The organism is Pseudoalteromonas sp. NZS127_1 (assembly GCF_015864295.1).
Lineage (GTDB): Bacteria > Pseudomonadota > Gammaproteobacteria > Enterobacterales > Alteromonadaceae > Pseudoalteromonas > Pseudoalteromonas arctica.
Genome location: NZ_JADYXO010000001.1, coordinates 197,737 through 210,859, shown reverse-complemented (window position 1 = coordinate 210,859; position 13,123 = coordinate 197,737). Strand labels below are relative to the sequence as shown.

The following is a 13,123-nucleotide window of genomic DNA, read 5'->3' as shown; positions in this document are numbered from 1 at the left end:
TGGCCAGCAGTTCGAATCCACTCAGTCGTACCACTTCAAAGTAATAAAAAACCAAAGAAAAAGCACTACCCACTCTTGATCACCCGGTCCAAAGGTCGGTAGTTCAAATCCACTCAGTCGTACCACTTCAAAGTAATAATAAATCCAAAGAAAAAGCACTACCCACTCTTGATCTCCCGGCCCAATGGCCAGCAGTTCAAACCCACTCAGTTGTACCACTTCAAAGTAATAATAAATCCAAAGAAAAAGCACTCCACATTGTGCTCTGCTTCTGCGTTTGCGTTTGCTCTGAATATTAGAAGTAATTTATGCGTTTGTTAAACAACGTGAAGCGATTTAATGGTAAGTATTAAAAAGGCGTTAGCAACTTGATTACTAACGCCTTATATTTTTCAAATTACAAACTAGATAATAAACCTTTCTTTAATTACAAATTGTGCCCGTAACATTTATTACTGGAACTGCTGAACCACTCGTAGACTTAGAGTTCTGTGTACCAAACTCAATAGATTGTCCTGGTTGTATCGTGCTATTCCAGCTATTAGGTGTTGCTGTATATGGATTTGAACCTGTAACCGTTCCATTCCAGCTATTAGTAAGACCGTACCCTGAAGGATATGACCAGGTAACAGACCAGTTGCCTGATACAGCAGTATCACCATTATTGGTTACTTTAATATTACCTGAAAAACCTGAATCCCAATCATCCCCCAATACAAATTCACAAGTCACACTGTTGCTTGGAGCTGGTGTAGGATCTGGATTAGGTGTAGTACCACCACCATTTTTAATGAACTTAAAGTAATTCACATTAAATAAGTAACCGCTACCCGTAAAATTAGTCCGAATAGTTTGATTACCCGCAGCTAAATCAACTGTTGTAGAAACCGTTTGATAGGTCTGCCATCCGCCAGTGTTTGATACGTTAATAGAACCAATACTGTTTGTTCCATTTAGTAAATACGTTAATGTACCACCATTAGAATCAGATGCTACACGCGCTTCAACGGTATAAGTACTCGCCTCTGCAACATTAACAGCAAAGTCTAAATAATCACCATTTTGAATATAGCCGACATTTAAACCACCACCTGAATCACCAGTATCTTCAGTTTTCGTACCACTTTCACGTACAAACGCTTCAGCTTGAACAGTTCCTGGAATAGAAAGGCGATCTGTTGGTGTAGTGCCACCACCATCATCAGTAACACTAACCGTTACGGTTGCGTTGTTACTTGTTGTTGTACCATCGGTTATTGCATAGGTAAAGCTATCAGTACCGGTATATCCAGTATTTGGCATATAAACTAAACTATTACCATTTTGGCTAACAGAGCCATTACCCGCTTGTGAGTAAGTAGTAATACTGATTGAATCACCATCTGCATCACTATCATTTGAAATCACATTTTTAGATACATTGGTATTTTTGGTTGTTGAAACTGAGTCGTTGTTGGCTACAGGTGCATTATTACCACCGTCTCCAGGTCCTGGATCAATTACGCTACCTTCACAGCCGTTATTTGGACAATAGATTCGGTAATTACCACTCATCGCTAACATACCGAACATATATAGAGTTCCGTCATAATAACGATACTTTCCCTCCGGCACAGGTGTATTCCAAAATGCATCAACAAACTCCCAAGCATCTGACTTATTAGACGCTAAACTTGCTATCGCGTTCATAGCAACTAAACCGGGTGAATGATCGGTATTATTTGGATCATATAATGAACCATTTAGGTTATATAAACCTGCGTAGGTATCAATTCCCTTGCCTTTAAAGAAAGATTGTAAACGTGTTGCCCACGTAACTTGCCACTCATCTTTTTTAAACCACGAATAATCCATTGCGGCATTGCTAATAGTACGCCATGCATCATATTGAAAAGTTTCTTTCCATTTTTGGAAACTGCCATGTGGACTACCGTCAAAGTTGGCATAATCAGGTGATAAGCCGGTACTAGAATTTGCAGTTGTCTTGAAAAATTTACGACTTTCAACCGCCATTTCAGCCCATAAGTCATTATTATTATCAGCCCATCGAGCCCACAATTCATAAAATGCAGGTAAATGATATGAAGGGTCGGTCCAGTTACGGTCAGTAGGGGTAGATGGCGAGAATACGATTTGTTTGTTCGCTTTATCAATTAAGGTATATTGTTCTAACTGCCCTTGATTGTTATAACGTGTTTCACCATTACCAACCATGTCTTTTAATATTTGGTTTGCGTGTGCTTCATAGTTATAAATACCTGAGCCATTACCCCATCGGTTAGCAGCAAAAAATAGTGCTGTTACAAAGTACTCTTCACCATCAGGCGCCGGCGCAGCATCTTGCACTTGGCCACTTGTACTTACTTTCCATGCAAAATAACCTTTATTGTTGCCTGATTTATTTAAAGAATAAGTATTGGCCCATTTCCATAATTTATTAAAGTCATCTTGGCGATCCATTTGAACAGCCGCCATCATACCGTATGACATACCTTCGGAGCGTACATCGTTATTACCCACATCCCAAATGTAAGCCATATCATTACCAGTAGGAATGAAAATCGCTTTATTAGCTGTATCGGTAGAATGGAATAATTGGTCATAAACTTTATTTAAACGCGCTGTTACTTCTGACGAAGAATAACCAAACTCTTGGAACATACTACGATATTGACCAGAGTCGAATGCTCCTTGGCTTGGTAACGTAGGCGCTGCAGGCGCTGCCGGAATGTCGCCAACACGGTGTAATTCATAAAAATCTAAAAAGGTGTCATTGCCACCATTATCAGATTCTAAAACAAACTTAAGTTTTGTATTACTGGGTTGACTCGATAATTTAAAATCGATGCTCGATACGCTAGCAGATGAACCACTAAAGCTGGTTGCGCCCACTTTTTTATCGCCAAGGTATACACTAATACCGGCAGCGCTGTTATCGGTACTTGCACCACGAATATCTAAACGAAATTTCCCCGGTATGCCACTCACTTGGGTATTTACTTCCACGCCATCATTGTTAGCAAATGCCGCGACACCGTTAAAAGGAGTATCTATAACACTAGAATAACCAGGTAGTAATGTACCGCCTTCTAATTCACCACTTGCCAATTGTTGAGCGTAAGCACTTGTTGTTAATGTACTTATACCTAAAATCGGTAATAATAATTTATTAATTTTCATAACAATCCTATTTTTAATATTTGATTACTTTACGATCCATGTTTTTTATTATTTAGAAATACATGAATGTAGAGCTACTTGCTAAACACTTGTAATAAACTCGTAAAACACTGCGTACAACAATCAACTCAAATATCACAACCAGCAAAACCAGATTTCACATATCATCTAGTTTTTTTATGCTGTTTTTTTGAATAATTAACCATCAATGCACAGATGATTATAGATGTTAATGTCATTTTGACAATAAGATATTAAATAAATAATATTTTGTCATCAAATATTAACAATTAAGGGGCCGACGGCGATGCAAGCAGATTAAATAAGGAATAATAAAAATTGAAAAATGATGTTAAACGTTATTGCAAATCGTGATATTGAACAAGCGACTCACACTTTAATTAAATTCATTGATAATTTAACTATTGAGAAATTAGGTAGTTACTGCAAGTTTATAACGTGTTGGTTTAGTAAAAAAGCTTAACGAGTGAAGCAGTATAACAACGCCAAAACTATTGCTTTAGTTCTATTATTCTAGTTCTATTGCTTTAGTTTTGGCGCTTATTAAAGGAATAATATTTACCCTTTCATTTGTTCAAGCTCTTTGCCTTTGGTTTCGTGTAAAAACTTAAATACAAATATAACTGAAACAAACGCGCAAAATGCGTAAAAACCATACGCACCTGCTAAACCAATACCGGTGAGCATTACTGGGAACGACCAAGTAATTAAAAAGTTAGCTATCCACTGGGCAAAGCCGGTAACTGCAAGGCCAGAGCCGCGAATTTGGTTAGGGAACATTTCACCTAACATAACCCACATTACAGGGCCCCACGATAGGTTAAAAAAGAACACGTACGCATTAGCTGCAATTAAAGCAACTATGCCCTGCTCACCTAATTCTAAGTTACCGGTTGGGCCAATATCTGCATTTAAAAAGGCATAAACAATAACCGAAAGCGTCACTGTCATACCAATTGAGCCGGTTAACAAAAAAGGTTTTCTGCCAATTTTGTCTATAAAATACATGGTAATAAACACTGCTAAAATACTTACAAAGCCGCTTATTATATTAATGAGTAACGCGTCAGATTCAGTAAAGCCTGCGGCTTGCCAAAGTACCGCACCGTAGTAAAAAACAACGTTAATGCCTACTAATTGCTGAAATGTCGCTAAGCCAATTCCTATCCAAATAATGGGGCGTAAACGTTTTTTAGGTTTATCAATAAGATCAGATAATTTAGGTTGGTGCTTATCGTCAGCAAGCGACTGTGCTATTTCATTCAATTTATGAGCGGCAGTTTTATCACCATATAATGACGATAACACCCGTGCAGCAGCGTCTTTTTTACCAGCCATAATTAAGTATCGAGGGCTTTCGGGGATAAAGAATAAAGCGATTAAAAACAAGCATGCAGGTAATAATTCAACCCAAAACATCCAACGCCATGTTTCAAAGTCGAGCCAAAATATAGCCGTAGAACCGCCAGCAGTATTTGCTAAAAAGTAGTTACTCACAAATGCGCTAAACAAACCAAAAATAATAGCCACTTGTTGAAGTGTAGAGAGCGTACCTCTGTATCGTGCGGGGGCAATCTCGCTAATATATGCGGGGGTCATAACCGATGCAGCCCCTACCGCTAAGCCACCTAAAATGCGATAAATCACAAATTCAAACGATGTGACTGACACACCCGAGCCCCAAGCACTTATAATAAATAAAGCAGCGGCAAAAAGTAAAATTGGACGCCGACCAAATTTATCAGCCAATCGACCTGCGCAAAACGCACCAATGGCACAACCAATTAGCATGCTCGATACGTTAAATCCCGTACCCGCACTACTGGAGCCAAACGCCGTTTGTAATCCATCAACAGTGCCGTTAATTACGCCGCTGTCAAAACCAAATAAAAACCCGCCAATGGTCGCAACAAAGCAAACCAGTACTATTAAAAGTACATTTTCTTTCTCGTTCATAAGTATCCATATTGTGTGTTGTTGTTATTTTATATAGATTTTGAAGCTCAAAAGGGTGTGCGTATTCGCTTATTTAGTTGTTTTTATTGGTTGAGCTTGATTCTCTTTCTATTAATTCAAAATCTAAAATATGTCTTAAGTCTAAGCTTTTTACATTGCTTAAATCGTTATACTGACCCGATGCAAGTAAAGTAATCGCAAGCTCAGCCATTTCATTAATGGGCTGTTTTACCGTAGAAATATTTGGCCAAACTATGGTTGCAAGTTGCGTGTCATCAAAGCCAACAACCGACAGTTCGCTTGGAATATTAATACCTTGTTTTTGAGCTATTGAGATTACAGCGGCAGCCATATCATCGTTAGCTGCAAAAATAGCCGTTGGTTTATCATCAAGCGAAAGTAATTTTATTGCCGCTTCCATACCCGATTGATAGGTAAAACTGCCCTGCTCTATATACTCAGGTGGCGTTATTATTTTATTAGAGCGCAGCGCATCTAAATAGCCTTGGTAACGCAAACGGCTAACACCTTGTTTAGTGTCGCCAATAATATGTGCAATTTTGCTATGCCCTTGATTTATTAAATGTTCTGTAACATCAAACGCTGCTTGGTAATCGTCCATGCATATATAAGGGGAGCGATTTAATTTTGTATCTGGCGTTATTCTTACAAACGGAATATTTGCTTTAGTAAGAACATCTAAAACCTGTTCGTTGTCGCACATAGGTGGCAGTAAAATCATGCCATCAACCTGTGTAACATCAATAAGTTGCTTTACCGATTCAATTGTTTTGTCAATATCGGTATGCGCTTCGTCAACAACAAGGTGGTAGCCCAATGCGCGGCATTTTTTAAGCGCTGCCAATAAAAATTGGCTTATGTAAGAGTCACTTGGGTTATCGTATAAAAGCCCTAAAAAGAATGACTTAGTACTAGCAAGGCGCCTAGCAGACACATTTGGCCTGTAATTTAATTGCTCAACAACAGCCATTACTTTTTCGCGGGTTTTGTCGCTTACTTTTTTGTCTTGGTTGAGCACGCGCGAAACTGTCATCATTGATACACCAGCCTGCTCGGCTACATCTTGTATTCTTGCTCTTTTAGGATCGGCCATTACTGTTATTACCTACTCACAATCAGTGGATTGTTATAATTAACTTTCTTAATTTTCATTATACATAATTGTAAAGCTTGATATTGTTTACAGCGCGTTTTAAATGATTACTTATTGACAAAGTCTTATACTACACTGAAAATGTTAGCGCTAACAACAATTTTATAATATTCACACCCAATAATATAAAAAACTTAAAAAGGCCTATATTATGAGCATCCTGCAAAACCCAATTCTAAGAGGCTTTAACCCAGACCCAAACATTGTCAGAGTTAATAACGACTACTACATAGCCACTTCAACATTTGAATGGTTTGGCGGTGTGCAAATTCACCACTCTACCGATTTAGTAAATTGGCGAGTTATAGGCCAAGCACTTAACACCGTAGAGCAACTCGATATGCGAGGAGTGCCCGACTCTTGCGGCGTATGGGCACCGCAACTTAGTTACAATAATGGCCGTTTTTATTTGGTATATACCAATGTAAAAAGCTTTGATGGTCCTTGGAAAGACACACCAAACTATTTTGTATCAACCACTGATATTACCGGTAACTGGTCACAAGCGACTTACTTAAACTCTAGCGGTTTTGATCCGTCTATTTTTCACGATGATAACGGTAAAAGCTATTTGCTAAACATGCTGGTTGATCACCGCAACAACGCACTATTTGGTGGCATAGTAATGCAAGAGCTTTGCCTAAAAACCAATAAATTAATAGGCGATGTTAAACCTATATTTTCAGGCACAAAACTTGGTTGCACTGAAGGCCCACATATTTTAAAACGCGGCGCTTACTACTATTTAATTACCGCTGAAGGTGGCACTGGGTATGAACACTGCATTAGTGTAGCGCGTGCTAAAAACGTATTTGGCCCTTACCAAGTACACCCGCACAACCCCGTAATAACAGCAATTCATGAGCCGAGTAATACGCTACAAAAATGTGGCCATGGAGATTTTTTTCAAACGCAAGCCGGTGATTGGTACACGGTATTTTTAACATCTAGACCACTGACTGAGCGTGGCCGCTGCATTACAGGGCGTGAAACAGGGATTGAGCAAATAATCTGGAAAGACGATGGCTGGCCTTATGCCAAACACACAAATAAAGCCCCCAGAATACACGTACCCGTTGAAGGTTTAATGCTAAATCCACAGCCGCAACCATCAACAAATATTAATTTTAGTAACGATGATCTGACTGTTGATTTTCAGTCATTGCGTATACCCATGTGCAAAAGCTGGGTCTATAAAAATGCCCAAAAAGCATCGCTCACCCTAGTGGGAAAAGAGTCTTTAAGCTCATTGCATCAGCAAAGTTTTATTGCCAGGCGTGTACAGGCTCATCATACTGTTAGCAGCACATGCGTTGATTTTGCGCCGAGCAGTTTTCAGCAAATGGCGGGGCTAGTATGTTATTACAACACCGCGCATTACTACTATTTGCATATAAGCGGCGGCGATGTAGGCGATGAAACCACACCACGTTATTTAAATATAATAAGCTGCGATAAATACCAAACAAGCACGCCTGTTGCACCGCTTTTGCTTAAAACAAACAAACCTGTTTACTTAAAAGCTGATTTTAATGGCGCTCAGCTGCAGTTTTACTACGCCACCGAAAAAAGCTGCTGGATAAAGTTTGGTCCAGTGCTTGATGGCAGTATTTTATCTGATGATTACGTGCAGCAATCACCGCAAGGGTATCGCCCGTGTTTTACCGGTGCTTTTGTTGGTATGGCGTGCCAAGACTTATCGGGGCAAAATAAAGAAGCTCACTTTTCATTTTTTGATTATGACGAACCTAGCGGCGAATAAATCGCCGCCAGTTAAGTTTATTAGTTGATTTAAAGCTGATATAAAAATTTTTAAAGCTTTTTAAAGTTCTCTTAAAACTATTTTAGAACAGGGCTTTAATACGCTCCATTTGCGATTGTAAAAGTAAACTCTGAGAGTGGCTCATAATGTCACTCTCTCGTTTATTTTCGCTCAGTAAGCGCCCTACTTCTTGGGCTTCAAAGCTGTAACCTTGTGACTGCCTGCCATCTTCAAAATGCTCAATTAAATCATCAAGCTCATACAAAGAGCACTCATAAGCTCTAAATGCATCGGGTATTTTTATATAGCCTTTGTTGCCAATAATATACGCGCCATTACCTAACCGACATTGAAATGACGTTGCTAAGCTCACCATTACATCGCCACAATTAGCCGTAATAAGTACATCGTCCTCTACGCCTTTGTAGCGAATATTTGCTCTTACGTATAAGTTTTCCAGGTCGTTATTTAAAAAGTAATTGGCAATAGCTAGCGGATAAATTCCCATATCAAGTAAACAACCGCCCGCCAAATCGGGGTTGTATTCACGCCCGTCGGGATTAAAAGGCACGGGGTAGCCAAAGTCGGCTTTAACATGCTTAATAGTGCCTATTCGTCCTTCTTCTACCCATTGTTTAGCTTTTTGTATTGCTGGTAAAAAGTACGTCCACATGGCTTCCATTAAAAATACGTCGTGCTTTTTAGCCAGTAAAGACAACTGCTTACACTCTTCAGCCGAAACCGTAATGGGCTTTTCACACAATACATGCTTACCTGCTTTAATAGCATCGCTGGCATTTTTAAAGTGAAAGTTATGCGGGGTCGCAATGTAAACCACATCAACGTTTTTATCGTCAAATAATGCTTGATACCCTTCGTAGGCATTGGCCGCACCATACTTGCTCGCAAAAGCGGTTGCATCATCTCCATTTCTTGCTGCAACCGCGTACGCAACACCATTATTGGTATGTGCTAAGTCTTCACAAAATTGTGTAGCAATTCGGCCACAACCAACGATACCCCAGTTTATTTTTTTCATAGTGTTTCCTTATGATCTTAAAAAGAAATTTAAGTGAACTCCAACAACCAAGCAATAAACTTGCAAATTAATTGTTAAACATAGTTTAAAACTAGCTTGACTTAACAATATCAAATCATTAATGTTAGCGCTAACACTAAAACAACATTAAGCATCACATTTATGTTCCTTGGTATCGATTTAGGCACTTCAGGTGTAAAAGTAATTATTTTAGACGAGCAAGACCAATTGCTTGCTCAAGCGAGCGGATCTTTGAGCGTTTCACGCCCGGCCCCCCTTTTTTCTGAGCAAAACCCTACAGATTGGTGGCTTGCTACCTGTAGTGCAATCGAGAAGCTTAAAAATACTCACCCTGCATTACTAAAATCGGTAAAGGCTGTGGGCCTTTCTGGGCAAATGCATGGCGCAACACTGCTTGATAAAAACAATAGTATTATTCGCCCCGCCATTTTATGGAACGACGGGCGCAGCGCAGCACAATGTGTAGAGCTTGAAAAACGCGAACCAAATTCTCGTAATATTACCGGCAACATAGCAATGCCTGGTTTTACTGCACCTAAATTGGTGTGGTTAAAAGAGTTTGAACCAGAAAACTTTGCAAAAGTAGCCAAAGTATTATTACCAAAAGACTACCTACGCCTTTTAATGACCGGTGATTTTGCATCAGACATGTCTGACTCAGCAGGCACACTGTGGCTAGACGTAGAAAAAAGAGCATGGTCGCAAAAAATGCTTCGCGCTTGCGACTTAACAGAGCAACACATGCCTACTCTTTTTGAGGGCACACAAATTACTGGAAAATTAACAGCCCAAGTTGCTACTAAATGGGGTATGGAGCAAGTGCCTGTTGTTGCAGGTGGTGGCGATAATGCCGCAGGCGCTGCCGGTGTTGGCGTAGTAAGGCCTAAACAAGCGTTTTTATCATTAGGTACTTCGGGCGTTTACTTTGTTGCTAACGATAAATACCTGCCTAACCCAGAAGGTGCTGTACATACTTTTTGTCATTGCATTGAAAACACCTGGCACCAAATGTCAGTGGTGTTAAGCGCAGCAAGCTGTTTAACCTGGGTCACTAAATTAACCGGTTTTAAAAACGAAAGCGCATTGCTTGAACAAGTAAGTAAATGCGATTTTAGCAAACCAAGCTCAGTGATATTTTTACCTTATTTAACTGGCGAGCGTACGCCGCATAATAACCCCGATGCCAAAGGCGTATTTTTTGGTTTAGATAGCGATACCGATGCAGCAGCCCTTGGCCGCGCAGTACTAGAGGGCGTTGCTTTTGCTTTTGCCGATGGCCAACAAGTACTGCTTGATGCTGGCGCACAAATTGACGATGTAACCGTTATTGGTGGTGGCGCTAAAAGCCCACTGTGGGGAAAAATCATCGCAAGTGTACTCAACCGCCCCCTAATTTACCGAGAAGGCTCAGAAGTTGGCCCCGCATTTGGCGCAGCAAGGCTTGCCCGAATAGCAGTAACACAACTCCCTGCACAACAAGTGTGTGTTAACGGCAAAGTAACGCAAACAATTGAGCCAGACCCAGTCATGCAAGACTTTTACGCACAGCAATACACAACATACAAAGCACTTTACCAAAGTGTAAAAACATACTTTTAATACACTATTATAAAATTAATGGAGCACATTATGAGCGAACAATTTTTTACAAACGTTGAAAAAATCAAATTTGAGGGTGAAAACTCTAAAAACCCATTTGCATTTCGTTACTACGACGAAAACCAAGTAGTGCTTGGCAAAACAATGAAAGAACATTTACGTTTTGCAGCCTGTTACTGGCATAACTTTTGTTCTACAGGGTTTGATATTTTTGGTGAAGGTACATTTGATCGTCCTTGGATCCAACCTGTAGGGAATCAATTAGAACTTGCTGAACAAAAAGTAAAAGTAGCCTTTGAATTTTATGAAAAATTAGGCGTTCCTTACTTTTGTTTTCATGATGTTGATATTGCCCCTGAAGGCAAAACACTACAAGAAAGCCACGATAACGTAACGCACATAGCTAACATTATCGAAAAAGAAATGCAGCGTACAGGTGTAAAACTACTGTGGGGTACTGCTAACTTATTCTCAAATCAGCGTTTTTGTGCCGGTGGTGCAACAAACCCTAATCCTAATACGTATGCATATGCAGCAGCACAAGTTAAACATGCAATGGAAATTACGCATCGTTTAGGCGGCGAAAACTACGTACTTTGGGGTGGTCGTGAAGGTTACGACACACTACTAAATACAGACCTTGCACAAGAAAGCGAACAGTATGCACGCTTTTTGAAAATGGTTGTAGAGCACAAGAAAAAAATTGGTTTTAAAGGCACATTATTAATTGAGCCAAAACCACAAGAGCCAACTAAGCACCAGTACGATTACGATACAGCAACGGTTGCAGGCTTTTTATACAAGCACGGCTTACAAGACGAAATTAAAGTAAACATTGAAGCAAACCACGCAACACTTGCGGGTCATAGTTTCCACCACGAAATTGCAGTTGCTTGCGCAGAAGGCATCATGGGTAGTATTGATGCTAACCGTGGCGACATGCAAAACGGTTGGGATACTGACCAATTCCCTAACGACGTAGCTGAGTGCACACTTGTTGTTTACGAAATTTTAAAAATGGGTGGTTTTACAACCGGTGGCTTTAACTTTGACACTAAACTTCGTCGTCAATCGTGTGAGCGTGATGACTTATTCATTGGTCACATTGGCGGTATGGATACGATGGCTAAAGCATTACTCAATGCAGCAGCAATGATTGAAGGTGGCGAGCTGACTGATTTTGTTGAAAAACGTTACGCTGGTTGGAAAGAAGACCTAGGCCAAAGCATTCTAAATGGTGAGCAATCACTTGAGAGCCTTTCAGCCTTAGTACACGAGAACAACATCGATCCTAAGCAAGTTTCTGGTCGCCAAGAACTGCTTGAGAATATTGTTAACCGCTACGTATAAGGACATCGCCTCGGTTTTAAAGCCGAGGCGTACATCATTATGAACTTGTTAGAACAACTCAAAAAAGTAACCACGGTCGTTGCCGACAGTGGTGATGTAGAGTCAATCAAAGCTCTACAACCGGTTGATGCAACAACCAACCCTTCGTTAATTTTACAAGCTGCAAAATTACCTCAGTATAAACATTTAATTAGTGATGCTATAAGCAAAGCTGGCAATGACGTTGACGCTATTTGCGACCAACTTATTGTTAACTTTGGCTGTGAAATACTAAAAGTAATACCTGGGCGTATATCAAGCGAAGTAGATGCGCGTTTATCGTTTGACACCCAAGCAAGTATTGCCAAAGGGCGTAAGCTTATTTCACTTTACGAGCAAGCCGGTATTTCAAAAGACCGCGTACTCATTAAACTTGCTTCAACGTGGGAAGGCATTAAAGCCGCCGAGCAGTTAGAAAAAGAAGGCATTAAGTGTAACTTAACACTGCTTTTTTCGATGGCTCAAGCCATTGCGTGCGCACAAGCTAACGTAACGCTTATATCTCCGTTTGTTGGGCGTATTCTTGATTGGTACAAAGCCCGCGATAATAAAGAATACACCCCAAGCGAAGATCCTGGTGTGCAGTCGGTTACCAGTATTTATAAGTACTATAAAAAGTACGATTATAAAACCGTGGTAATGGGCGCAAGCTTTAGAAACATTCAAGAAATAATCGAGCTTGCTGGCTGCGATTTACTGACTATCTCGCCCGCACTGCTCAATGATTTACAAAGCCAAGAAGGTGAACTGCTTACTAAGCTTGACGCTGCAAATATTGCCAAAGCACCGCAAAGTGACTTAACCGCACTCACCCATGAGCAATTTTTATGGCAGCACAACGAAGATCCAATGGCCAGCGAAAAGCTCGGTGAAGGTATTCGTAACTTTGCCAAAGATCAGCGTGTTTTGGCTAAATTGGTTGAAGACTTACTAAACTAATTTCCCTCAAGCCTGCCACATTACGTGCGGGCTTTTTTAATTT

At 40.1% G+C, this 13,123-nt stretch carries 8 protein-coding genes; 4 read left to right on the top strand and 4 right to left on the bottom strand.

The genetic code is table 11. The features are described from left to right. Positions 1 to 423: 423 nt before the first annotated feature. From I6F50_RS00795 to I6F50_RS00785, 3 genes are all read right to left on the bottom strand, one after another. A complete protein-coding gene (locus I6F50_RS00795; protein WP_197175077.1) occupies positions 424 to 3,180 on the bottom strand; it encodes a glycosyl hydrolase family 8 in 2,757 nt (918 codons plus the stop codon). Positions 3,181 to 3,759: 579 nt separating this feature from the next. Further along, positions 3,760 to 5,169 (bottom strand): sugar porter family MFS transporter, encoded by a 1,410-nt coding sequence (locus I6F50_RS00790; protein WP_331458695.1) that lies wholly within the window; start codon positions 5,167 to 5,169, stop codon positions 3,760 to 3,762. 61 nt (positions 5,170 to 5,230) lie between these two features. Beyond that, entirely contained in the window at positions 5,231 to 6,271 is a 1,041-nt protein-coding gene (locus I6F50_RS00785) for a LacI family DNA-binding transcriptional regulator (protein ID WP_007375163.1), read from the bottom strand. 211 nt (positions 6,272 to 6,482) lie between these two features. Here I6F50_RS00785 and I6F50_RS00780 point away from each other — a divergent pair, with 211 nt between their 5' ends. Then, on the top strand, positions 6,483 to 8,093 hold the full coding sequence (locus I6F50_RS00780; protein WP_197175073.1) for a glycoside hydrolase family 43 protein: 1,611 nt from the start codon (positions 6,483 to 6,485) through the stop codon (positions 8,091 to 8,093). Positions 8,094 to 8,175: 82 nt separating this feature from the next. Here I6F50_RS00780 and I6F50_RS00775 read toward each other — a convergent pair whose 3' ends face one another. After that, complete coding sequence (locus I6F50_RS00775) at positions 8,176 to 9,132, bottom strand: Gfo/Idh/MocA family protein (RefSeq protein ID WP_197175071.1); 957 nt, start codon at positions 9,130 to 9,132, stop codon at positions 8,176 to 8,178. A gap of 162 nt (positions 9,133 to 9,294) precedes the next feature. On the opposite strand from I6F50_RS00775, the gene xylB reads away from it, so the two are divergent. The 3 genes from xylB to tal are packed head-to-tail and all read left to right on the top strand — an operon-like array spanning position 9,295 to position 13,080. Further along, positions 9,295 to 10,752: a xylulokinase gene (gene xylB / locus I6F50_RS00770; RefSeq protein WP_197175070.1), complete on the top strand. Its 1,458-nt coding sequence runs from the start codon at positions 9,295 to 9,297 to the stop codon at positions 10,750 to 10,752. Between the two features lie 30 nt (positions 10,753 to 10,782). Beyond that, the gene (xylA, locus tag I6F50_RS00765) at positions 10,783 to 12,102 is read left to right on the top strand and encodes a xylose isomerase (protein ID WP_007375167.1); all 1,320 of its coding nucleotides are present in this window, start codon (positions 10,783 to 10,785) and stop codon (positions 12,100 to 12,102) included. Between the two features lie 39 nt (positions 12,103 to 12,141). Beyond that, a complete protein-coding gene (gene tal / locus I6F50_RS00760; RefSeq protein WP_197175069.1) occupies positions 12,142 to 13,080 on the top strand; it encodes a transaldolase in 939 nt (312 codons plus the stop codon). Positions 13,081 to 13,123: the final 43 nt, after the last annotated feature.

What these genes read in the sequence shown, in the direction of transcription:
- I6F50_RS00795 (WP_197175077.1), bottom strand. Translation starts at nt 3,180, where the DNA reads ATGAAAATTAATAAATTATTATTACCGATTTTAGGTATAAGTACATTA.
- I6F50_RS00785 (WP_007375163.1), bottom strand. Translation starts at nt 6,271, where the DNA reads ATGGCCGATCCTAAAAGAGCAAGAATACAAGATGTAGCCGAGCAGGCT.
- I6F50_RS00780 (WP_197175073.1), top strand. Translation starts at nt 6,483, where the DNA reads ATGAGCATCCTGCAAAACCCAATTCTAAGAGGCTTTAACCCAGACCCA.
- I6F50_RS00775 (WP_197175071.1), bottom strand. Translation starts at nt 9,132, where the DNA reads ATGAAAAAAATAAACTGGGGTATCGTTGGTTGTGGCCGAATTGCTACA.
- xylB (WP_197175070.1), top strand. Translation starts at nt 9,295, where the DNA reads ATGTTCCTTGGTATCGATTTAGGCACTTCAGGTGTAAAAGTAATTATT.
- xylA (WP_007375167.1), top strand. Translation starts at nt 10,783, where the DNA reads ATGAGCGAACAATTTTTTACAAACGTTGAAAAAATCAAATTTGAGGGT.
- tal (WP_197175069.1), top strand. Translation starts at nt 12,142, where the DNA reads ATGAACTTGTTAGAACAACTCAAAAAAGTAACCACGGTCGTTGCCGAC.